This is a genomic window from Novosphingobium kalidii (genome assembly GCF_040534015.1).
Classification (GTDB): Bacteria; Pseudomonadota; Alphaproteobacteria; order Sphingomonadales; family Sphingomonadaceae; genus Novosphingobium; species Novosphingobium kalidii.
In genome coordinates, this window is record NZ_JBEWLY010000013.1 from 95,082 (window position 1) to 116,080 (window position 20,999).

Genomic DNA, 20,999 nt, shown 5'->3' on the forward strand with positions numbered 1-20,999 from the left:
GCGCCCCTTTCATGTAAAAGCGCGGTTGTAAGACCATCAACTTAGGCCTCATCCCGCCAGGTGCAAGCAGTCACGAGGCAACCTTGGGACATTTCATGACGCTGAGCGTTCGGCCTGTCGTGCTGCCCAAGCAAATGTCACCGTCTGCGACACTCCTGCATCTACGATGAAAGCCGGGTTTCCCGTCGGTTCAGGCGGGGGGCGGCAAAGTGCCTTTCACTGTCCAGGCCGGTTCAAACGGCGCGACAAGGGAGTGAAACAATGCGTAGAATCATCATGGCAACATTAGTCGCCAGCGCTCTGGTGCCCGCGGCGCTGATTCCTGTAGCTGCGCATGCGCAGAGTGCTCGCGAGGTCCGCGAGAGCGCGCGCGAGGTGCGGCGCGACCAGCGCGACTTGCGAGAGGCGCAGCATTACGGAGACCGCCGCGACGTTCGCCGGGCCGAACGGGACCTTCGCGATTCGCGGCGTGAGCTTCGCCAGGACTGGCGCGATCACCGTCGTGCAAACCGGAACGATTACCGCCGCCCTGCCTACGCCGGCCCCCGCGGCTACGCTTATCGTCCGGTGGGCGCCGGTCACCGGTTCGAGCCAGCCTATTACGGCAGGCGTTACTGGATCAACGACTATCGCCGGTATCGCTTGCCATCACCGGGTCGCGGAGCTCGGTGGGTCCGTTATGGCAACGACGTAGCGCTGGTTAACATGAGCAACGGCCGCGTGCTGCGCGTGTACGAACGGTCCTTCTGGTAGTATGGCAGTATCCCGGCGCTTTGCCGCGCCGGGGTCAGGCTGCCGCCTGAAGGACCGGGCGGCCTGCGAGAGAGTTCGGTCCAGCTTCCAACAGCTCCAGCTGCACCAGCTGGCCGATGGCGCCCTCGCCGACGAAGTGCACCGATTGCAGCCAGGGTGACTTGCCCAGCCACTGCCCGGGATGCTTGCCGCGCCGCTCGATGAGAACCTCGCAGGAGCGGCCGACGCTGGCCTTGTTGAAGGCATGCTGGTCGCGGTTGAGTGCGCCCTGGAGCCGCTGCAGGCGCTCGTCCATTACGGCAGGTGCAATCTGCCCGTCCATCGCCGCCGCTGGCGTGCCCGGCCGCGGCGAGTACTTGAAGCTGAAGCACTGCGCGTAGCCAACAGCGCTGACGAGTTGCAGGGTCTCTTCGAACTCGGCGTCGGTCTCTCCGGGGAAGCCGACGATGAAGTCGCCTGAAAGCGCGATGTCCGGGCGGACCGCACGCACTTGCTCCAGGATTCGCAAATAGCTTTCTGCCGTGTGGCTGCGGTTCATGGCCTTGAGCACCCGGTCCGAACCCGATTGGACCGGCAAGTGCAGGAACGGCATGAGCTTGGCGATCTCCCCGTGTGCCTCGATAAGGGCAGGGGTCATGTCATTCGGGTGGCTCGTCGTGTAGCGGATGCGTACCAGGTCCGGCATGGCCGCCAGTTCACGGATCAGGCCATCAAGGCCGATCGTGCGGCCGGCCCCGTTCTCGCCGGTCCAGGCGTTGACGTTCTGCCCCAGCAGCGTGATCTCACGGGCACCGCCGTCCACCAGCCTGTGCGCCTCATCCATGAGGTCGGCGAAGGGGCGCGAGACTTCCGCGCCGCGGGTGTATGGCACCACGCAGTAGGTGCAGAACTTGTCGCAGCCCTCCTGCACCGTGAGGAACGCGCTTGGGCCGGTGCGGCGTCGCGCGGGCAGGCTGGCGAACTTGGTTTCCGCCGGCATGTCCGTATCGGTCGAGCGCCGGCCCTCCGCGGCATCGCGCACCATCTCGGGCAGACGGTGATAGGCTTGTGGGCCGACCACCATCTTCACCGATGGCGCGCGGGCCATGATTTCCTCGCCCTCGGCTTGCGCGACGCAGCCAGCGACCGCGATCAACGGGCTTGTGCCGTCCTCGCGCTTGAGGCGCCCGATGTCCGAGTAGACTTTCTCCGCCGCCTTCTCGCGGATGTGGCAGGTGTTGAGCACCACAAGGTCCGCATCCGCACCATCGGGAGCGGCGGTCAGGCCTTGTTCCGCCAGCAATTCAGCCATGCGCTCGCCGTCATAGACGTTCATCTGACAGCCGAAGCTTTTGACCTTGTAGGTCTTGGGGGACGAAGGAGACTGCATGGGGCCGGGCTGATAGCGCAGTTGAGGAGGCAAGGACAGAGGTTGAGGCAAAGCGCTGTTTTTGTGTACTGCCTTTTCTTTTGAGAAGAAAAGGTTAGGCTTCAATCGGCGTCAACTTCCGCGTTCAGGCCGGAAGGGGCGGCGCTGCTTTGATCATCCAGCTTCTTCTCACGACCTGCACCCTGTAGGAAAGCCAAACGCGGCGGAGCATCGAAAGCCTTGCCCCGCGCGAGCGGCGCCATGTTCCCTTTGCGCTGCAAACCCGCTAATCGCGCGCCCCATGAACACGGAAAATCGCACTCTCTACGCGGCCTTCACGGGCCATCTTGCCGCCGCGCTCGATGCGCTGGAGACGGCGGGCACGCTGCCCGCTGGAATGAAGCGAGGCGCGATCACTGTAGAGCCGCCGCGCGATCCTTCGCACGGAGACCTCGCCACGAACGCCGCGATGGTGTTGGCCAAGCCTGCCGGGCTCAAGCCGCGTGACCTGGCGGAGGCGCTTGTCGCTGAACTGACCAAGCTGCCGCTCGTCGAGTCTGCGGAGATTGCAGGACCCGGCTTCATCAACTTGCGCCTGTCGGCTGCGGCATGGCTGGCAGAGCTGCGCGCGATGGCGACTCTCGGCGCTGACTACGGCCGCTCCGACATGGGCGGCGGCAGCGTGGTGAACGTCGAGTACGTCTCGGCCAATCCGACTGGCCCGATGCACATGGGTCACTGTCGCGGCGCGGTCGTGGGCGATGCCTTGTGTACGCTCCTGGAATTCGCAGGGCACAACGTCATCCGCGAGTACTACGTCAACGATGCGGGGGCGCAAGTCGACGTGCTCGCCCGCTCCGTGCACTTGCGGTACCGCGAAGCGCTGGGCGAGACGGTGACGATCCCTGAAGGGCTCTACCCCGGCGACTACCTCGTGCCGATCGGCCAGGAACTGGCGCAGGAGTTCGGCGACAAGTACCTCGGTGCTCCCGAAGGCGAGTGGTTGCTCCTGTTCCGCGAGCGTGCCGTTGCGGCGATGCTGGTCATGATCAAGGAAGATCTGGCGCTTCTTGGCATCAAGCACGACCTGTTTGCGTCCGAAGCAGAGCTGCAGGCGGCAGGTAAGCCGGCCGAGGCGGAGGCCTTCCTGCGCGGGCGGGACTTGGTTTACGACGGTGTGCTGGAAGCGCCCAAGGGCAAAACCCTGGAAGACTGGGAGCCGGTAGAGCTGCCGCTGTTCCGCTCGACCAAGTTCGGTGATGATCAGGATCGCCCGATCCGCAAGTCTGACGGAAGCTGGACGTATTTCGGCGCTGACCTCGCCTACCACTTCCAGAAAGCACAGGGCGCGGACGCCTTGGTGGACATCTGGGGCGCGGATCATGCCGGCACCGTAAAGCGCATCAAGGCAGCCGTCGCTGCCCTCACCGGTGCAGATGAGGCCGGGGCGGAACGGGCGCCGATCCCGTTCGAGATCAAGCTGGTGCAGATGGTGCAGTTGCTGCGCAACGGCGAGCCCGTGAAAATGAGCAAGCGCGCCGGAACGTTCGTCACGCTTGCCGATGTGGTGCGTGAAGTGGGGAAAGACGTGGTCCGCTTCACCATGCTGACTCGCAAGCCCGAGGCGCAGATGGATTTCGACTTCGCCAAAGTGGTGGAAGCGTCGAAGGAAAACCCGGTGTTCTACGTGCAGTACTGCCACGCCCGCGTGTGCTCCACGCTGCGCAAGGCGGCGGCAGAAGGCTTCGCGCCAGCACCCGATCACGTGGAGTTGCTGGGCGCTGAAGAGCTGGAGCTGATCAAGCTCGCCGCGCAGTTCCCCCGTATCGTCGAAGCATCAGCTGCTGCGCGTGAAGCGCACCGTATCGCCTTCTTCCTGCAGGACCTTGCGGCCGCGTTCCATGCTTACTGGAATCTCGGCAATGATCGCGTCGAAAAGCGGTTCATCGTGGCACAGGATGGTAACCTTACCTCTGCTAGGCTTTTTCTTGCTGCACAGATCGGGCAGTTGGTACGCAACGGGCTGGCTCTACTCGGGGCCGAGGCGGTGGAGGAAATGTAAGAATGTCGTTTCCGAGCGAGGGGCGTGAGGGATCGGGTGAACCGCAAGGCTATGAGAGTGGAAAGGCGCAGGGCTTTTCCGCTCCGTCGAAGTTTTCCGCTCCGCAAGACGATCGCCGTTTCGACAGCCGCTTCGCCGCAGCTGATGAGCTAGACCTGGGCGACGACGACATCCGGCTTCCCTGGCTCGAAGGCGACGACAATGATGAGGACGAGCAGCCTGGCCACAACACGGCGCAGCTGCTTGTTTTCGTGCTGATGGGCCTGGTGGCTCTTGCGCTGATTGTTGGAGCGATCTGGTGGGCGCAGCGCGACGGAGCTGACCAGACGCTCGTTGCCGATGGCGCGACCATCGAATCTCCCGACGCCCCGTACAAGACGCGGCCTGACGATCCAGGTGGCGAGTTCGTGGCCGGTTCGGGCGACACCAGCTTTGCAGTTGCCGAAGGGCAGACCCGGCAGGTCCGCATAGACAGCAGTGCTCCGGTGCCGACCAGCACTCCGACGGCAGAGGTTTCTCCAGCCGCAGCGTCGAGCACTCCTGCAGCGGAAGCGCAGGGTTCCGGCGACACCAGCGGAGTGGGCGTGCAAGTGGCCGCCTATTCCACGCGTGAGCTGGCTGAGCAGGGCTGGTCGCGGCTCTCGCAGCAGTATGACATGCTTTCCGGCGCGCGCTATCGGATCGTCGAGGGGCGTGCGGATATCGGCACAGTCTATCGGCTCCAGGTGATGGCTGGTGATGTGGCTGCAGCGAACCAGTTGTGCACGAACCTCAAGAATGCGGGGCTGAGCTGCCAGGTTAAGCGCTAGTCTCGAAGCCCTTGCTTGGCGGGGGAGGGCTTTCGGTGCGTTTTGCACATTGGCTGCGGTCCTGTTGCTTGCGAGCGAAGCGGATTTCTGCGAATCTGCGTTGATGCTGCCTGCAATTTTCGGCCTAATCGGGCTGACGCTCAGCGACGATGAGCTCGCTTTCTTCCGTGATGCCGACCCGGCTGGATACATCCTGTTCGGTCGCAACATCGACAGTCGCGAGCAGCTGCGCGCGCTGACCGATGCGCTGCGGTCCATTCATGGTCGCGACCGCCTGTTCATCTGCATCGATCAGGAAGGTGGACGAGTCGCGCGGATGAAGCCGCCGGTCTGGCCTGCGTACCCGACAGGCGAGGCATTCGGTCGCCTTTACGAACTGGCTCCGGCGAGCGCGATCGAGGCAGCACGCTGCAATGCTGAGGCGCTGGGGCTGGACCTGGCAGAAGCGGGAATCAGCGTTGACTGCTATCCCTCTCTCGACCTGCGGCGCCCCGGCGCGCACGACGTGATCGGCGATCGGGCCTTCGGGTCCGACCCGATGCGGGTTGCGGCGCTGGGACGGGCGGCTCTGGACGGGCTCGCGCGTGCAGGCGTCGTCGGGTGCATCAAGCATATGCCCGGCCATGGGCGCGCGATGGCGGACAGCCACAAGGAGCTGCCGGTCGTCGTTGCCTCGGCCGATGAACTGGAGGAGGATCTCGCGCCCTTCCGCAGCCTTGCGAAAGCGCCGGTCGGGATGACCGCGCACGTGCGCTACACCGCCTGGGACGCCCAGAACCCCGCCACCCTTTCGCCAGGGGTCATCGAGAACGTCATTCGCCAGCGCATCGGTTTCGCCGGCCTGCTGCTTACCGATGACCTCGACATGCAGGCGCTGGAGGGAAGCGTGCCCGAACGGGCAGCACGAGCCATCGCGGCGGGCTGCGACGTCGCCCTCAACTGCTGGGCCAAGATGGACGACATGATCGGCATTGCCAACGCCTTGCCAGCGCTGTCGGACGAGGCGAACCTGCGCCTCCAGCGGGTGCTGACCTCGGCGGAGGTCAGTGGCACTGCAGGCGATGCCGCCGAACTGACCGCCAAGCGCGACGCTCTCCTGGCGCTGCTGGAGCGTGGCGACCAGGCATGAATGCGGTCGCGCCGGTTGACGGCCTGCCTCTGACCGGCGCGCCCGACGAGGGGCAGCCGCTCTATCTCGAGATCGAGGGTTGGGAAGGGCCACTGGACCTGCTGCTCGATCTTGCGCGGCGGCAAAAAGTGGATCTGCTTCGCATCTCGATCCTTGAGCTGGTCGATCAGTACCTTGCCTATATCGACAGTGCCGAGCGGATGCGGCTGGAGCTTGCAGCCGATTACCTCGTGATGGCGGCCTGGCTCACTTATCTCAAGTCCGCGCTTCTGCTGCCCAAGGAAGAGCAGGAGGACCCCAGTCCCGAGGAGTTGGCGCTTCGCCTGCAGTTGCGCCTGCAGCGTCTCGGCGCGATGCGTGAGGCAGCGGCTCGGCTGATGGGGAGGGACCGCCTGGGTCGCGACGTGTTCGTCAGGGGCGCGCCCGAAGGTTTGCGAGTCGACCGCCGCAATCGCTGGCAATGCGGATGGTTCGACCTCGTTCGTGCCTACGGCGACGTGAAGATTCGTAGCGAGCCCGTGGTTCACATGGTCCGCGAACGCCCCGTGATGACGCTGGAAAGCGCACTCGCCCGCGTTTCTTCGATGCTCGGCGTGGCGATCGAGTGGATGGAACTGCGCGAGTTCCTGCCGCCGCCGAGCCAGGCTGAGTGGTCCGATCCGCGCTTGCGGCGCTCGGCCCTGGCATCCAGCTTCGTGGCGGCGCTGGAACTTGCGCGCACCGGGAAGGCGGAAATCGCGCAGGAGGAGACGTTCGGACCGCTTTGGCTGAAAGCAGTTCGGGCGTGAGCGGTGCCGATGACCTCGTCCGCGCGGTGGAGGCGACGCTGTTCGCGGCCGAGGCGCCGATGACGGCCGATGCGATCTCCAATCACCTGGGCGGTGCACAAGTACGATCGGCGCTCGCAGAGCTGCAGGCGCATTATGCCGGCCGTGGCGTGCGGCTGGTGGAGCGAGGCAAGCGCTGGCACTTCCAAACGGCGCCCGACCTCGCGCATTTGTTGCGCCGCGAGCGTGAGGACGTGCGCCGCCTGAGCCGCGCGGCGACCGAGGTGCTCGCCATCGTAGCCTATCATGAGCCGGTGAGCCGCGCCGAAATCGAAGCGGTCCGCGGCGTCCAGACCGCCAAGGGCACGCTAGACGTGTTGATGGAAGCGGGATGGGTGCGGATCGTCGGGCGGCGCGAGGTGCCGGGACGCCCGGTCATCTACGCAACGACGCCGGAATTCCTCAGCCATTTCGGCCTCGCCTCGCTGAAGGAACTGCCCGGTATCGACGAGATGAGGGCCGCCGGGCTGCTCGATCCCGTGGATGACGAAATGATCGAGAGTGCCATGCAGCGCGAGGGCTAGCTAACTGCCTGGTTGCTGTGCGGCAAGCTCGGAAGAGGCTGGCATGTGCGGGGTTAAGGCCCTAGATGGGCCCTGCGTCACAGACTGACGCAAGCATTTGGAGTCGCAGTTATGGGTGGCCTATCGCTTTGGCACTGGATCATAGTCCTGCTGGTGGTCTTGATCCTGTTCGGCCGCGGCCGCATCTCGGAAATCATGGGTGATTTCGGCAAGGGCATCAAAAGCTTCAAAGAAGGCATCAATGACGAGAGCAGCGAAAAGCACACTCCGCCACCGCCTCCCGCCCAGATTCCGTCGCAGCAACCTGAGACTCACGCCAATCCCGACGTGACGCCTACCTCGAGCGAGCCCAAGACTAAGGTCTGATCGCCAGATCAGCGCTAGGCGACCACGATCATGTTCGACATCGGGGCATCCGAACTGCTGATGATCGTCATCATCGCGGTCGTCGTTATCGGGCCAAAGGACATGCCGATGGCGCTCCGTACTGCCGGGCGCTGGATCGGCAAGATGCGCCGCATCTCCGGTCACTTCCGCTCGGGTATCGACACCATGGTGCGTGAGGCCGAGCTCGAGGAAATGGAGCGCAAGTGGCGCGAGCAGAACGAAGCCATCATGAAGGCGCATCCGCAGTTGCCTTCCGCCGAGGATATGGGGCCGAACTCGGTCTCGGCCGAAGCGCGGCAGCCCGCAAGCGTGGCCGTAAAGCCGGAAAAGGCCCAGCCGGAAGCCGAGCCGCAGCCGGAGGCCGAACCGCAACTACCGCTGCCGCCGCCATGATCGCTTCGCTCCAAAGTCAGGGTTGGTGACCGTGGCTTTTCGTCTTTCGGACATCGACGATACGCAGGCTCCGCTGCTCGACCACCTCATCGAGTTGCGCACCCGTCTGGTGCGCGCACTCGTCGCTTTCGCGATCGCCTTTGCGGCGTGCTTCTACTTTGCGGACGATATTTTCGCCTTCCTGGTGCGACCGCTGACTGCCGCGTTTCCGCCGGGTGAAGGCAGGCTGATCTATACCAAGCTGTACGAAGCCTTCTTCGTGGAGGTGAAGGTGGCCATCTTCGCTGCGTTCTTCATCAGTTTCCCGATCATCGCCAACCAGATCTGGGCTTTCGTGGCACCGGGGCTTTACTCAAAGGAAAAGCAGGCTTTTCTGCCGTTCCTGATCGCTACCCCCGTGCTGTTCACAATGGGCGCGGCGCTTGCGTACTATGTCGTGATGCCAACTGCCTTTCACTTCTTCCTAGGGTTTGAGGGGCAGCGGGGCGGGCTCAAGCTCGAGGCGCTTCCCGGCACCGGCGACTATCTGTCGCTTGTCATGCAGTTCATCCTGGCATTCGGAATCAGCTTCCTTCTGCCGGTGATGCTGATGCTGCTGAACCGTGCCGGCATCGTCAGCCGAGCACAGGCGCTCGCTGCCCGCCGCTACGCGATTGTGGGGATCTTCGTTGTCGCTGCGGTGGCAACGCCGCCCGACGTGATCTCGCAGCTCCTGCTCGCGATCCCGCTCATCCTGCTGTTCGAGGGCACGCTGCTGCTGATGTGGTTTACGGAGCGCCGTGACGAACGCGAGAAGGCGGCTGAAGAGCGCTCGGGCCGGGACGCACCGGCAGAGTGAAGCTGGGGCCGGAAACGCTAACGCCGGCAACCCCGATCAAGCGACAACGCGGGCACTTCCCATCGCAAGCCCGTCCTTGTTCGCACCTTCGCCACCAGTGCCGCGTGGCATGCTGACTGCGGCGGCGATCAGGGCGTCCTGCTCGCTCTCCGAAATACGTTCCCACCCCGAGCGAGTGAGGCGCTCCAGCGGCCGGTAGCGCACCTTGTACTGCATGCGGGGCGAACCCTCGACCCAATAGCCAAGATAGACGAAGGGCATGCCCATCTCCACCGTCCGGCGGATGTGATCGAGGATGATGTAATTGCCCAATCCCGAGCGCGTATCATGATCGGGATCATAGAAGCTGTAGATCATTGACAAGCCATCGCACTGCTTGTCCGTCAGGCAAGCTCCGACCAGACGGCCGGGGGTGACACCGTCCGCTGAAGGCTCACGATATTCGATGACGTAGCTTGTGACAGGTGTGTGCTCGACCATGTCGGCGAAGTCGACTTCGTCCATGTTGGTCATGCCGCCCTCAGGATGGCGTGCGCCCAGGTACCGCTGCAGCAGTTCAAACTGCTCGCTGGTGGACCATGGACGGCATACCGTCGCCACCAAGTCGCTGTTGCGTTTCAGGTTGCGCTTCTGAGTCGAGGACGCCGCGAACTCTTCAGCCGCCACCCGCACCGATACGCACGCCTGGCAGTCAAGACACGAGGGCCGGTAAGCCACACTCTGGCTGCGGCGAAAGCCGATTCGCCCCAGCGCATCGTTCAGCGCGTCGGAGTGCGGACCCTTGAGTTCGGTGAACACCTTTCGCTCGCTGCGCCCGGGAAGATAGGGACACGGAGCCGGGCTGGTCACGAAAAATCTGGGAAAGCGAACGGGTGCCGTCACCGGGGTGTCTCTTCCTCTTAGTATTCTGCCGAAAATCCTGCCCCAGATATGCATGCCGCACCTCGGCGTTTAAAGTGTTTTAACCACATTTCCCGTTCTTGAGCGCGGAAACTGCACAGCAGTGGATACATCAGCCTTGCCACCGTCCGACTTTGAAACAGCGCGTCGCCAAGACGTTCCACTAAAGCCGGGGACGCGCAAGCGGCGCTGTGTTCTTTGCGCGCGGCGGCAGAAGCGCCGGCTGAGTAAAAGCCTGGCCGCCACGAACTGAATACAGGATAGACTGCCGCTCCCGGCAGCATGGGGCCTAACGCGTTGCTGCATCCCACCGGAACGCCTGAAGCCCCCGGTGGCTCCCGTTAGTTGCGGGCGCGCAGCGATCGGCCGGGCCGACGCCCAGAAATCGTCATCACCTCGTAAGCATAGCCGGCTTCGTCGAGGTCCAGAAGCAGCCCCTCGAGCGCGTCCTTGTCACGGATCTCGTACTCGATTTCGGTTTCGGTGCTTTTGGCCGAGAGTACGCCGAAGATCCGCTGGTGCGAGACCTCAATGATGTTGGCGCCATTGCGAGTGAAGAGGCCGGCGAGCTTGGAGAGTTCGCCTACCTTGTCGTCGAGCAGGACGGCGATGCGGCCGATTCGGCCCGATCGGGCAAGATTTCGCAGGATCACGTTGGCCAAGAAGCGCGGATCGATATTTCCGCCGGTGAGGATTACGCCGATCTTGCGACCGACGAACTCGGGCCGGAAAGCTCCGTTCTTTGCCGGCAGGAGCGCCGCGAGCCCGACTGCGCCAGCGCCTTCCACGACAGTCTTCTCAATATCGAGAAGCAGCGAAATGGCTTCCTCGATCCGGGTTTCGGATACGACTCGCATCTCGTCCACGTGCTCCATCACGGCGGCACGGGTGAGTAGGCCCGGCTCTTTCACCGCGATGCCCTCGGCGATCGTGTCCCCGCCGCCGGCAACCGGCTCGGAGCGCTTGAGAAGGTACATGGCGGGATACTGGTTCGATTGAACGCCGACGATACGGAGGTCGGGCTTCACGCTCTTCGCGGCGACCGCAACTCCAGAGATCAGCCCGCCCCCGCCTACCGGCACGATGATCGTGTCGAGTTCGGGGGCGTCCGCGAGCATTTCGAGGCCAACGGTGCCCTGTCCGGCCATGACTTCGCGGTCGTCGAAGGGGTGGACGAAAATGAGGTTACGGGCCTGCTCCATCTCGCGAGCATGGGCGTAAGCCTCGTCGAAGCTGTCTCCTTCGAGCACGACCTCGGCGCCGTGACCCCGCGTCTGCTGCACTTTGACGATCGGAGTGGAGCGCGGCATCACGATCGTCACGGGGATGCCGAGCCGCCCCGCGTGATACGCCAAGCCTTGGGCGTGATTACCGGCCGACGCCGCGATAACGCCGCGCGTCTTCGCATCGGCCGGCAGTGTGAGCAGCTTGTTGAGCGCGCCGCGCTCTTTGTAAGCGGCGGTGAATTGCAGATTTTCGAACTTCAGCCAGACTTCGGCGCCCACGATCTTGCTGAGCGTGCGGCTGTAGAGTGTCGGCGTGTGAATGACCTTGCCCGAAATTCGCGCCGCCGCGGCGTGTACGTCCTCGGCGGTAAGCGCGGCCGACGCTGGCGGCGCCGCGATTTCTTTGAGCTGCTGGTCCATGAACGCGGGCTACCGGAATCTCCGGCCGAATGAAAGCACGCCGACGCTTCCACCTTGCAGGGACAGGCTCTAAGGGTGCCCCATGAGCCATGCCAGAAAAGTATCTTTCCTGGGGCTGGGCGTCATGGGCGGCGCAATTGCGCGGCACATCGGCCAGGCCGGACACGAGCTGACGATCTACAACCGCTCTCCGGAGCGCGCCGAAAAGTGGCAGGAGACAAACCCTGGCCTTGCCGCTCGGGTGGCCTCGAGCCCGGCGGATGCGGCGCAAGGCGCGGATGTCGTCATCACCTGCGTCGGCAACGACGATGATCTTGCCGATGTCGTCCTTGGCCCCCACGGTGTGTTCAAGTCGCTGCGGCAGGGCGGCACGTTCGTGGACCATACGACTGTCTCGGCCCGGATCGCCCGGCAGATCTCAGTGGAAGCGCGCGACTTGCAAGTTCACTGCGTCGATGCCCCGATGACCGGCTCGCAAATCGGCGCGGAGAACGGGACGCTCACCCTGATGTGCGGCGGGCGCAAGTCCGCCATCGAAGCCGCGCGCCCGGTGATGGAGGCTTACTCTCAAAGGATCGTTCACGTCGGCAAGGCAGGCTCGGGACAGACGGCCAAGATGGCCAACCAGATCTGCATCGCCGGCATCGTGTCCAGCCTTGCCGAAGCGGTCCGCTTCGCACAGGCTTCGCACCTCGACATGGAGCGCGTCTACGAGGCGATCTCGGGCGGTGCCGCGCAATCCTGGCAGATGGACAATCGCTGGAAGACCATGGACGCGGACGAGTTCGACTTCGGCTTCGCCATAGACTGGATGCGCAAGGATCTTGGCCTTGCAATGGACGAGGGCCGGGGGCTCGGCGTCTCGCTTCCCCTCACTGCGCTGGTCAACCAGTTCTATGCGGATGTGCAGGCGATGGGCGGCGGTCGGCTCGATACCAGCGCCATCATCAAGCGCTTGCCGCGCAAGGGTGGAAAATGAGCCGCCGATTCGCAGCAGCCCTCGCGCTGCCTCTGTTTGCGCTCACCGTCGAGGGCGCCTGGGCCGATATCCTGGTTGACGATGTCGTCGGCATTACGCCGGACGGAAAGGGCGGGCTGGACCGCTTCACCGGCTTGCTGATCGATGACAGCGGCCACATCGCCGCGGTCTATCGCGAGAAGGACAAGCGGCCCAAGAAGGTAGCTTACAAGGTGGACGGCAAAGGCCGTGTCCTGGTTCCCGGCATGATCGATGCGCACACGCATGTAATGGATGCCGGCTTTGCCAGGATGACGCTCGATCTCTCGGCGGCGCGCTCGCTCGAAGAGGCTCTCGCGCGGATAACCGCATATGTTGCGGTCCATCCGGACCGCGCCTGGATCGAAGGCGGCGGGTGGAACCAGGTGAGCTGGGGGCTCGACCGGATGCCGACCGCTGCCGAGCTTGACCGTGCGACGGGTGGCAAGCCTGCGTTCCTCACGCGCATCGACGGGCACGCCGCTTGGGTGAACACAGCAGCCCTCGCAGCGGGCGGCGTGACCGAGACGACCGCCGACCCTGCCGGAGGCCGGATCGAGCGCATGGAAGGCAGTCGTAAGCCCGCAGGTGTGCTCGTCGACACCGCGCAGGCACTCGTTGGCGCGAAGGTGCCGCAGCCCCGCCCCTCGGACCGCGACACCGCATTTGGTGAAGCCCAGCTGGAGTTCTTGAGCCAAGGCGTGACGGCGGTCGCGGACATGGGAACGACGATCCGCGACTGGCAGGCCTATCGCCGGGCAGCGGACGCCGGGAATTTGCGGATGCGCATCGTTGCTTATGCTGGCGGCGTGGATGACATGGTGCTGATCGGCGGCCCTGGGCCGACGCCATGGCTCTATGGCGATCGCCTCAAGATGCAAGGCGTGAAGCTTTATCTCGATGGTGCGCTGGGCTCTCGCGGCGCTTGGATCAAGGCGCCTTATGCCGATGCGCTCGACGTAACGGGGCTGCCGCGCCTCACAGAGACGCAATTGGGCAACCAGATGAGCCGTGCCGCGATCGATGGCTTCCAGGTCGCGGTTCACGCCATCGGTGACAAGGCCAACGACCTCGCGCTCGATACCATTGAGCAGCTTTCCGCGACCTATAAAGGCGACAGGCGCTGGCGCATTGAGCATGCACAAGTCGTCGACCCCATCGACATTGCTCGCTTCGGCGCGCACGGAACCGTCGCGTCGATGCAGCCCCAGCATCAGGCGTCCGACCGGATCATGGCCGAAGCGCGATTGGGCCCCAGCCGCCTTTCCGGCGCTTACGCATGGAAGTCGCTCGCGGGGGCGGGAGCGAAGCTAGCGTTCGGCTCGGACACGCCGGTCGAGCCGGCGCAGCCCTTCGTCGGCATGGCCGTGGCGATCAGCCGCCAAGATGCGGACGCTCAGCCGCTCGGGGGCTGGCAGCCGCAGGAGCGCCTCACCATCGGTGAGGCCATGGCCGCTTACACGACGGGCGCTGCCTACGCGATGTTCGCGGAAGACCGACTGGGTCGGCTGGCGCGCGGCATGCGCGCCGACTTCCTGTTCGTCGATCGTGACCCGACCACCGTCCCACCCGAGGCACTGCGCCAGACCAAGGTTCTGGAGACCTGGATCAACGGGCAGCAGGCGTGGAGCGCAAGCCGCGGTGTGGCCAAGCCGGTCGCGTCACCGCCGAGCCGGGCGTCAGGATCGGACGGGCGGTAGAGCTCTTATCCCGCCGTGCGGTCTTCACCTGAGGCGGGGGAGTTGGAAATTTCACTGGCGTCCAGTCGCCTGTCCCGTTCCAAGGCGTCCAGCAGGGTGCGGAAGGCCTCGCTGTCCCGCAAGTTGAGATCCCGCTGCGGAAACGGGATCTCGACGTCGTTCTCCTTAAACAGCCACCACAGCTTTTTGAGCACCTCGGAGCGCACGTTGCCCACGCCCTCCTCGGGGTCCTGAATCCAGCAATGGATCACGAAGTTGACCGAACTGTCGCCGAAGCTGTCCATCCACACGGTCGGAGGGGGGACCTGAAGCACGCGCTTTGCGCTGCGGGCGGCCTCCAGCATCAGTTTCTCGGCCTGCCCGATGTCTGAACTATAGGCGACACCCACGGGCACCTGAATGCGCACGTTCTTGGAGGAATAGGACCAGTTCTCCACCTGATTAACCATCAGGTTCTCGTTCGGGATCAGGTATTCCTTCTGGTCGCGCGTGGTCAGCGAGACGGCGCGGATGCCAATGCGGCGGATCTGGCCGAATGTCGATTGCCCGCTCTGATCGGCAATGGCGATGACGTCGCCCGGCTTGATCGACTTGTCGAGCAGCAGGATGATGCCGGCGATCAGGTTGCCGAAGGTCTTCTGCAGGCCGAAGCCGATGGCCAAGCCGAAGGCGCCGGAAAAGACGGCAAACGCAGTCAGGTCGACGCCCAAGACGTCGATGCCCACGAGGATCGCGACGCCCCAGACGAACAGGCTGATGACCTTTTCCGCCAGCAGTTCCTGCGTCTGATCGAGCCTGGTCATGCGCCCGAGCACGCGACGAGCCATGCGGCTGGTGAACCACGCGGCTGTGATGACGAGCGCGATGACGATCAGCACAACCAGGAGATCCCACAGCGAGACCCGCGTGCTTCCAATCTGCAGCGCGAGCTCGTCGAGGGTGTTCACCACCTCGCCCGCCGATCCGCTTTTGGAGGCCACAGCGTCACGGATCCCATCGGCGGCAGCAACCGGCTGCTTCACCACGACTTCTACGGTGGGCGCGGGCGCTGGGAGAACCACGGCATCTGTGGCGATCCCGTCCGGCGCGATGCCCTCGGCAGCGCCGGTGGCGTCGACCTCGGGAGGGACTATGGCGCTCACTTGTCACCTGCCTTTGCGAATGCGCGCTCAATGTCGGCAATGAGGTCGTCGGGATCCTCAAGGCCGATCGACAGGCGAACGCCGAAGCGGTCCACCGGATCTGTGTCGGCAGGCGGCCAAGCCATGACGCTGCGGATCGGTGCCGGGTCGACGGGCACTGCCAGACTCTCGAACCCGCCCCACGAGTAGCCGATGCCGAACAAGGACAGCGCATCGATGAACCGGACTCTTCGGGCCGCGTCACCGCCACGCAGGACAAAGCTGAACAGGCCGCATCCGCCGGTGAAGTCGCGGCTCCAAAGCTCGTGACCGGGTGCGCCGGGTAGCATCGGGCACAGCACCCGGGCGACTTGTGGTTGATCCACCAGCCATCGCGCGATGTGCAACGCACTTGCGGTCTCACGCTCCAGCCGCAGGTGCAGCGTGCGCAGGCCGCGTAGCGCCAAGGCGGCATCGTCCGGTGAGACAACATGGCCCAGGCTCTGCGCTCGCAGCCGGAGGCGGTCATATAGCTCGGGCCCGGCGCTTGCGCTGCCCATCATCAGGTCGGAGTGTCCGCCGATGTGCTTGGTCAGCGCCATCAGCACCACGTCTACTCCATGGCTGAGCGACGCAAAACCGGTCGGCCCAGCCCAGGTGTTGTCGAGCACGGACACGGCCCCTCGGCTCCTCGCGATACTGGCAAGGGCGGGAACGTCGCACACTTCCATAGTCAGGCTGCCCGGCGCCTCAAGCAGGACAACGCGCGTGCGATCGCAGAAAGCAGCCTCAAAGGCTGACAGATCGAGCGGATCGAAGTAGCGCGTCGCGACGCCGAAGTCGGCCAGCAGCCCCTTGCCCATCGCGCGGCTGGGGTCGTACGCATTATCCGTCATCAGAACGACGTCGCCGGGGCGCACCAGCGTGAGCAGAACGCCGGCAATCGCGGCAACGCCGGAGGGATAAAGGACTGTGCCGGCGGCTTCCGGCTCTAGCGCCGTCAGCGCGTCTGCCAGAGCCCACTGCGTCGGCGCTCCGCGGCGGCCATAAAAGAACCGTCCATCTTCGTTCCGGCGCGGCCCTTCAGCCAAAGCAGCCATGTTCTCGTAGAGGTGCGTGCTGGCGCGCCAGACCGGCGGGTTAACAACGGGACCGGTCCACTCCGGCCTGCGTCCGGCGGCTACGATCCGGGTCGCGGACGCCAGCCCCAGGTCTTCGACTTTCCGGTCCTTCAAATTCCGCTCCGTGGGTGCCTCTTGCACGAGAGACTAGCCGTGCGCTCGCACAGGGTCGAGCGCGAAGCCGCGTGCTGCCTCGATCTCACGCGCGTCGAGCTCACGCAGGTTCCGAGGACCGGCATCCAGACGTACCGAAGCGAGAGCCCCGGAGCCGTTCGGATTGTGCTGGCCCACTGTGAAGACACGTCGGACGGCCTCCCCTTCGGGAGAGCAAAAGCAAAATCTCGCGAGGGGCACGAAAAACTGCGCATTGCCTTTCATCAACCGCCGGATCTGTTGCAAGGGGATGCGAATCTCGCCTTTCAGATGCATAGTCTCGCCAACAGGGAGAGCAGGCACGGTATGCTTAACTTCGAGCTGTCCCGGCGATGGGGCGAGCTGCTCGCGCGTGTCGATGGAAGCATGCGCGGAGGAAAGGTCGGCGTGGACCTGCAACTCCGGCAAGCGCTCGGCACCTGAATTGACTACTTCCAGCTCGTACTGAAGCGTGGCGTAGACGAGCGAGAGGCGAATAGCCTGCGGGGCGAAAGCCATGGAGAGCGACAGGGGCTCTTCCGGCGAGAATGTCGTGGTGGCCGGCGCGGGGGGCGGCGGCGGCGCAGGTGAGGGCTTCTGTGCGGCCGCTTTGGGCGGCACGGCGCCACCCGCGCGGGTGCGTGCGGGCGGCGAGGGTTGCGGCTGCGCATCCTGGGGTAGGCTGGCGGAGATTTCCGCTGCCTCTTGCTCTCCTGAGGCAACGGCCCGGCGTCGGCGCAGAAGCAGCAACGCGCCTGCGGCGATCGCAGCGGCCAAGACTCCGCCGATCAGCCAGAGGTTCGTTCCCGGGCTGTCTTGTGTCGAAGTCAACGGCGTGGTCGGCGCAGTGGCGTCTACAGCTGGCGCGCTTTCGGCTGCCGGCGGCGAGGGCGCGAGGAAAGGCTCGGGCGCCGGCGTTGCGGTGCTTGCCGGAGCCGCAGTGGTTGCAGCGGGAGTGGGCGAGGCGGTGGTTGGCACGCTCGGTGCGGGCGTTTCGCGGCGAGGAGTTGCTCGTGGCGTGGCTGCAGGCGCTGGAGTTGGAGCAGGAAGCGTGACGCGCGGTGCTGCGGTCGGCGTAGGTGCAGGCGACCGGGTCTCCCGCTGCTCGCTCGTCGGGGAGGAGGGCGCAACCCAGGGATTGTCCGGATCGACGGGGCCTTGCGTCTGCGGCCGTGCAGGTTGATTCGGCTCCGGCAGGCGGTAGTCGCTCACCGACCCGGTATCTTGCGCCAGCGCGGGATACGCCACGGCGAGAGCGGCCGTAAGCGCGACTGATGACTTCAACGATGCCTTGCCGAATGCCGCTCGCATGTGCCTATTCCCCGTGCCAGCGGGCCGCTGCCCGGCTGCGACTGAACACCGACTTAATTTCCCGAACGTACACGGCAGGTTGCTTGCCCGCCGGGTTGGCGGCATTGGCACATGCATGAGTGAATCTCCAGCGTCTCCGCCAACCGCCTCTCCGCCTTCTACTGCGCCGCTGCACCTCGGTCAGCAGAGCGCGTTGCCGAGCTCACCCGAACAGGCGCAGCTCGACTATGTCCCGAATCCCCGCAAAGGCGCCCTTTACCTCGTGCGCTTCGCGGCTCCTGAATTCACCTCGCTTTGCCCGGTAACGGGGCAGCCCGACTTTGCGCACATCGTGATCGATTATGCGCCGGGTGAAACAATTGTCGAATCGAAGAGCCTCAAGCTCTTCCTCGGCTCGTTCCGGAACCACTGTGGGTTTCACGAAGATGTGACGGTCGGAATTGGAGAGCGGCTGTTCGCCGAGATGGCGCCGAGCTGGTTGCGGATTGGCGGCTATTGGTATCCACGGGGCGGGATCCCGATCGACGTGTTCTGGCAGTCCGCTTCAGCACCTGAAGGGTTGTGGGTGCCTGATCAAGGCGTAGCTTCATACCGCGGCCGCGGCTGACATCTTTTGCCTTGACTGGCCTCTCGAGGCGTTGAACTTAGTAGCCCGCAGCGGCGAAGGCGACGCCCACCTTGCGCAAGTCGACCGAGTTTTTGCCAAGCTGCGTCAGCTGGGTCTTCGTCATGCAATGCGCAAAGACGCTCGGGTGATCGGCTGAGGACGCAACGCGGCTATCTAGCGCTTTAGGCTGCGATGCCATGCACTCGACACGGCTTTCGTAAGTCTGCTCGGGAGCTGCCAGGCGTTCGCACGCGGAGCCGTCATCGGAGCAGCCAAACAGTGCGAGGGCAAACAACATTCCACTCATTCGCAATCACCTTTCAGGGACTTAACGCATTAGGGGGTAAAGGTATCCCGCCATCTGTGCAGTTTGTGGGATGAGCGGAAAATTTGCTTGAGCGTGCCGCCCAGCGGGGCCGGCATGAAGCCGTGCCTTTCGGGCCAGTCGAGGGAGCCGAGCGCGGCGCTGGTGCTGTCGTTTCCCCACGCTCGGCGGACGTTTTCGCGGCACGTAGAACTCGATGGTCTCTCCAGGCGCATCCCCTCCCAGCTCCGCCAGCCGCGCAACATCGTCAGACGCGAGTGCAGCGTTGGATGCGCGCGCAAGACGAATCACACGGATCATGTCTGCTCCCGACTCCCCGGCCAGTGTCCGAGAGAGTTGGTGGTTGCCGCCTTTGCGCCGGGCCGCTCCAAGCTGCCTCCTAGCGCTTGGATGCGCGACAGCGCCTGTTATGGGGACGGCATGATCTTCGATGGCGCCTTTCCGATCCGATGCGGAGACCGGATGATTGGAGTGAGTGCGTCAGCCACGGAACCCTGCTGCGCGCTCGCCATTGTCTCCCTCAGGGGGAGCATCGCTTTGTGAGACGTCTTAAGGCTCTGCAATTGCCGCCGGCTGGCATTCGGCCGCCGTCGCACGCGGATCTCGATACGCGCGGGACGGCGCTTGGTCGTGAGGTCGAAAGTCGCGGACCGCAAGGCGTGGGGCTCACCGGCCATAAGCTGCTGAGCGAGGGTAAGGACGCGTTCGCTGCCCGGGTCCTGCTGGCGCGCTCGGCGGAGCGCACTCTCGATGTGCAATACTACATCTGGCACGACGATCTCTCCGGATCGCTGTTGCTGGACGAACTGGAGGCAGCCGCCCAACGAGGCGTGCGTGTTCGGTTGTTGCTGGATGATGTTGGCACCAGCCGTCTCGATGCGCGGCTGGCCTGCCTTGCCGAGCAGCCCAACTTCGAAGTGCGACTCTACAACCCCTGCGTGATCCGCTTTCCCAAGACGATCAATTACCTCTTCGACTTTCCTCGCCTGAACCGCCGTATGCATGCGAAGAGCTTCACGGTGGACAGCCAGGCTACGATCCTTGGGGGGCGCAATATCGGCGACGAGTACTTCGCTGCTCGCAGGAGCGGGCTGTTCGTCGATCTGGACGTTCTTGCGGTGGGCGCGATCGTGGTGGAAGTGTCGAAGGCGTTCGACAAGTGCTGGAATGGGCCGGATGTTCGCTCTGTCGAGAGCCTCATCGGCAAGGTGCCCAAGTGGCGGCGTCGCAGGATGGAGCGAGCGCGGGTCAGCCTCGCGACAAGCGAGCGGGCAGAGCGGTTTCGCGAGGCCGTACGCTCACGACGCCTGTTTGGCGAGTTGATCGACGGCACGATGAGCATGGTCTGGGCGCCTGCACGCCTCGTCAGCCACGACTACTCTGACGGGGACGGCCGGGAGGAGCAGACCGATTTGCCCACTCTCCTGCCTGGCGATCTCTATTTGCCGGAAGAGCGGCTCGACCTGATCTCCGGTTACTTCGTCCCGACCCAGCAGGGTGCGGCCGATCTGATTGCCCTTGCGCAGAAGGGCGTGCGCGTACGGGTGCTCACGAATTCGTATGCGGCGACCGACGTCGGTTTCGTCCACGCCGGCTACGTGCCGTGGCGCCGCGCACTCCTCGCCGCTGGGGTGCAGCTTTTCGAGATGCCAGCTCCCGACGACAAACCCAAGACTGCGCGCAAGTTCGTTCGCACCAGTTCGGCGCGTTCGCGTACATTCCGAGGTGAAGGCCGCAGCCTTCACGCCAAAGTGTTCGGAGTTGATGAGCGGGAGATCTATGTCGGTTCCGCGAATTTCGATCCGCGCTCTGCCCATCTCAACACCGAACTCGGTCTGATTATCGAGGCGCCGCAACTCGCATCTGATCTTGCTGAGACCTTCGATCAGGATATCGCAGCAAGCGTATACCGCCTGGGCCTTTCAGAAGACGGACGCATGTACTGGATCGATGCGCGCGACGATTACCCTGTTCGCGAGTTCGTCGAGCCGGGCACCGGGCTGTTCAGCCGCGCCTTGGTGGCTTTGCTGTCCCGCCTCCCCATCGAGCGACAACTTTGAAATCCTGAG

The 20,999-nt window shown here is 64.4% G+C and carries 21 protein-coding genes; 14 read left to right on the top strand and 7 right to left on the bottom strand.

The annotated features are described in order from the left end of the window. The first annotated feature begins 261 nt into the window (after positions 1–261). A complete protein-coding gene (locus tag ABVV53_RS07170) occupies positions 262–753 on the top strand; it encodes an RcnB family protein (protein ID WP_353983710.1) in 492 nt (163 codons plus the stop codon). A 34-nt stretch (positions 754–787) separates the two neighbouring features. Here the strand turns inward: ABVV53_RS07170 and miaB are convergent, their stop codons facing one another. Continuing rightward, positions 788–2,122 carry a tRNA (N6-isopentenyl adenosine(37)-C2)-methylthiotransferase MiaB gene (gene miaB / locus ABVV53_RS07175; protein WP_353983711.1) on the bottom strand — a complete coding sequence of 445 codons (1,335 nt, stop codon included), beginning with the start codon at positions 2,120–2,122 and terminating at the stop codon, positions 788–790. Between the two features lie 280 nt (positions 2,123–2,402). On the opposite strand from miaB, the gene argS reads away from it, so the two are divergent. The 8 genes from argS (at position 2,403) to tatC (ending at position 9,070) form a co-directional block, all read left to right on the top strand. Then, positions 2,403–4,163 (top strand): arginine--tRNA ligase, encoded by a 1,761-nt coding sequence (gene argS, locus ABVV53_RS07180; protein ID WP_353983712.1) that lies wholly within the window; start codon positions 2,403–2,405, stop codon positions 4,161–4,163. 2 nt (positions 4,164–4,165) lie between these two features. Then, positions 4,166–4,972, top strand: coding sequence for an SPOR domain-containing protein (locus ABVV53_RS07185; protein WP_353983713.1), 807 nt, complete (start codon positions 4,166–4,168; stop codon positions 4,970–4,972). 103 nt (positions 4,973–5,075) lie between these two features. After that, entirely contained in the window at positions 5,076–6,101 is a 1,026-nt protein-coding gene (nagZ, locus tag ABVV53_RS07190; protein WP_353983714.1) for a beta-N-acetylhexosaminidase, read from the top strand. Further along, complete coding sequence (locus ABVV53_RS07195; RefSeq protein ID WP_353983715.1) at positions 6,098–6,889, top strand: segregation and condensation protein A; 792 nt, start codon at positions 6,098–6,100, stop codon at positions 6,887–6,889. The genes nagZ and ABVV53_RS07195 overlap by 4 nt, the downstream gene beginning before the upstream one ends. Then, positions 6,886–7,452 carry an SMC-Scp complex subunit ScpB gene (gene scpB, locus ABVV53_RS07200; RefSeq protein WP_353983716.1) on the top strand — a complete coding sequence of 189 codons (567 nt, stop codon included), beginning with the start codon at positions 6,886–6,888 and terminating at the stop codon, positions 7,450–7,452. The genes ABVV53_RS07195 and scpB overlap by 4 nt, the downstream gene beginning before the upstream one ends. Before the next feature lie 111 nt (positions 7,453–7,563). Beyond that, entirely contained in the window at positions 7,564–7,818 is a 255-nt protein-coding gene (locus ABVV53_RS07205) for a twin-arginine translocase TatA/TatE family subunit (protein WP_353983717.1), read from the top strand. A 30-nt stretch (positions 7,819–7,848) separates the two neighbouring features. Further along, a complete protein-coding gene (gene tatB / locus ABVV53_RS07210) occupies positions 7,849–8,232 on the top strand; it encodes a Sec-independent protein translocase protein TatB (RefSeq protein WP_353983718.1) in 384 nt (127 codons plus the stop codon). 31 nt (positions 8,233–8,263) lie between these two features. Beyond that, positions 8,264–9,070 carry a twin-arginine translocase subunit TatC gene (gene tatC / locus ABVV53_RS07215; protein WP_353983719.1) on the top strand — a complete coding sequence of 269 codons (807 nt, stop codon included), beginning with the start codon at positions 8,264–8,266 and terminating at the stop codon, positions 9,068–9,070. A 36-nt stretch (positions 9,071–9,106) separates the two neighbouring features. Here tatC and ABVV53_RS07220 read toward each other — a convergent pair whose 3' ends face one another. Together ABVV53_RS07220 and ABVV53_RS07225 are read right to left on the bottom strand one after the other, a co-directional pair. Continuing rightward, on the bottom strand, positions 9,107–9,952 hold the full coding sequence (locus ABVV53_RS07220; protein ID WP_353983720.1) for an arginyltransferase: 846 nt from the start codon (positions 9,950–9,952) through the stop codon (positions 9,107–9,109). Positions 9,953–10,311: 359 nt separating this feature from the next. Then, positions 10,312–11,616, bottom strand: a complete 1,305-nt coding sequence (locus ABVV53_RS07225) for a threonine ammonia-lyase (protein ID WP_353983721.1) — start codon at positions 11,614–11,616, stop codon at positions 10,312–10,314. An 82-nt stretch (positions 11,617–11,698) separates the two neighbouring features. On the opposite strand from ABVV53_RS07225, the gene ABVV53_RS07230 reads away from it, so the two are divergent. Continuing rightward, complete coding sequence (locus ABVV53_RS07230) at positions 11,699–12,595, top strand: NAD(P)-dependent oxidoreductase (protein ID WP_353983722.1); 897 nt, start codon at positions 11,699–11,701, stop codon at positions 12,593–12,595. Next, positions 12,592–14,313: an amidohydrolase gene (locus ABVV53_RS07235; RefSeq protein ID WP_353983723.1), complete on the top strand. Its 1,722-nt coding sequence runs from the start codon at positions 12,592–12,594 to the stop codon at positions 14,311–14,313. The genes ABVV53_RS07230 and ABVV53_RS07235 overlap by 4 nt, the downstream gene beginning before the upstream one ends. A gap of 5 nt (positions 14,314–14,318) precedes the next feature. Here the strand turns inward: ABVV53_RS07235 and ABVV53_RS07240 are convergent, their stop codons facing one another. Genes ABVV53_RS07240 through ABVV53_RS07250 form a run of 3 tightly spaced genes read right to left on the bottom strand, consistent with a single transcriptional unit; the run spans position 14,319 to position 17,206 of the window. Continuing rightward, positions 14,319–15,446 carry a mechanosensitive ion channel family protein gene (locus ABVV53_RS07240; protein WP_419956767.1) on the bottom strand — a complete coding sequence of 376 codons (1,128 nt, stop codon included), beginning with the start codon at positions 15,444–15,446 and terminating at the stop codon, positions 14,319–14,321. Positions 15,447–15,451: 5 nt separating this feature from the next. Next, the gene (gene metC / locus ABVV53_RS07245) at positions 15,452–16,669 is read right to left on the bottom strand and encodes a cystathionine beta-lyase (protein WP_353983724.1); all 1,218 of its coding nucleotides are present in this window, start codon (positions 16,667–16,669) and stop codon (positions 15,452–15,454) included. 33 nt (positions 16,670–16,702) lie between these two features. Continuing rightward, positions 16,703–17,206 carry a hypothetical protein gene (locus tag ABVV53_RS07250; RefSeq protein WP_353983725.1) on the bottom strand — a complete coding sequence of 168 codons (504 nt, stop codon included), beginning with the start codon at positions 17,204–17,206 and terminating at the stop codon, positions 16,703–16,705. Between ABVV53_RS07250 and ABVV53_RS07255 the strand changes: the two genes are divergently transcribed. Continuing rightward, positions 17,205–17,870: a hypothetical protein gene (locus tag ABVV53_RS07255; RefSeq protein WP_353983726.1), complete on the top strand. Its 666-nt coding sequence runs from the start codon at positions 17,205–17,207 to the stop codon at positions 17,868–17,870. The two genes, ABVV53_RS07250 and ABVV53_RS07255, sit on opposite strands and share 2 nt — an antisense overlap. Positions 17,871–18,113: 243 nt before the next feature. Beyond that, on the top strand, positions 18,114–18,605 hold the full coding sequence (gene queF / locus ABVV53_RS07260) for a preQ(1) synthase (protein ID WP_353983727.1): 492 nt from the start codon (positions 18,114–18,116) through the stop codon (positions 18,603–18,605). A 37-nt stretch (positions 18,606–18,642) separates the two neighbouring features. Here queF and ABVV53_RS07265 read toward each other — a convergent pair whose 3' ends face one another. Continuing rightward, entirely contained in the window at positions 18,643–18,912 is a 270-nt protein-coding gene (locus tag ABVV53_RS07265) for a hypothetical protein (protein ID WP_353983728.1), read from the bottom strand. Between the two features lie 557 nt (positions 18,913–19,469). Between ABVV53_RS07265 and ABVV53_RS07270 the strand changes: the two genes are divergently transcribed. Beyond that, entirely contained in the window at positions 19,470–20,990 is a 1,521-nt protein-coding gene (locus ABVV53_RS07270) for a phospholipase D-like domain-containing protein (RefSeq protein WP_353983729.1), read from the top strand. The last annotated feature ends 9 nt before the right edge of the window (positions 20,991–20,999 follow it).

Coding starts and splice junctions, on each gene's coding strand:
- queF (WP_353983727.1), top strand. CDS start 18,114: ATGAGTGAATCTCCAGCGTCTCCGCCAACCGCCTCTCCGCCTTCTACT.
- ABVV53_RS07185 (WP_353983713.1), top strand. CDS start 4,166: ATGTCGTTTCCGAGCGAGGGGCGTGAGGGATCGGGTGAACCGCAAGGC.
- ABVV53_RS07255 (WP_353983726.1), top strand. CDS start 17,205: ATGGAGAGCGACAGGGGCTCTTCCGGCGAGAATGTCGTGGTGGCCGGC.
- ABVV53_RS07250 (WP_353983725.1), bottom strand. CDS start 17,206: ATGGCTTTCGCCCCGCAGGCTATTCGCCTCTCGCTCGTCTACGCCACG.
- argS (WP_353983712.1), top strand. CDS start 2,403: ATGAACACGGAAAATCGCACTCTCTACGCGGCCTTCACGGGCCATCTT.
- tatB (WP_353983718.1), top strand. CDS start 7,849: ATGTTCGACATCGGGGCATCCGAACTGCTGATGATCGTCATCATCGCG.
- ABVV53_RS07225 (WP_353983721.1), bottom strand. CDS start 11,616: ATGGACCAGCAGCTCAAAGAAATCGCGGCGCCGCCAGCGTCGGCCGCG.
- ABVV53_RS07265 (WP_353983728.1), bottom strand. CDS start 18,912: ATGAGTGGAATGTTGTTTGCCCTCGCACTGTTTGGCTGCTCCGATGAC.
- ABVV53_RS07230 (WP_353983722.1), top strand. CDS start 11,699: ATGAGCCATGCCAGAAAAGTATCTTTCCTGGGGCTGGGCGTCATGGGC.
- ABVV53_RS07195 (WP_353983715.1), top strand. CDS start 6,098: ATGAATGCGGTCGCGCCGGTTGACGGCCTGCCTCTGACCGGCGCGCCC.
- miaB (WP_353983711.1), bottom strand. CDS start 2,122: ATGCAGTCTCCTTCGTCCCCCAAGACCTACAAGGTCAAAAGCTTCGGC.
- ABVV53_RS07235 (WP_353983723.1), top strand. CDS start 12,592: ATGAGCCGCCGATTCGCAGCAGCCCTCGCGCTGCCTCTGTTTGCGCTC.
- nagZ (WP_353983714.1), top strand. CDS start 5,076: ATGCTGCCTGCAATTTTCGGCCTAATCGGGCTGACGCTCAGCGACGAT.
- ABVV53_RS07205 (WP_353983717.1), top strand. CDS start 7,564: ATGGGTGGCCTATCGCTTTGGCACTGGATCATAGTCCTGCTGGTGGTC.
- ABVV53_RS07170 (WP_353983710.1), top strand. CDS start 262: ATGCGTAGAATCATCATGGCAACATTAGTCGCCAGCGCTCTGGTGCCC.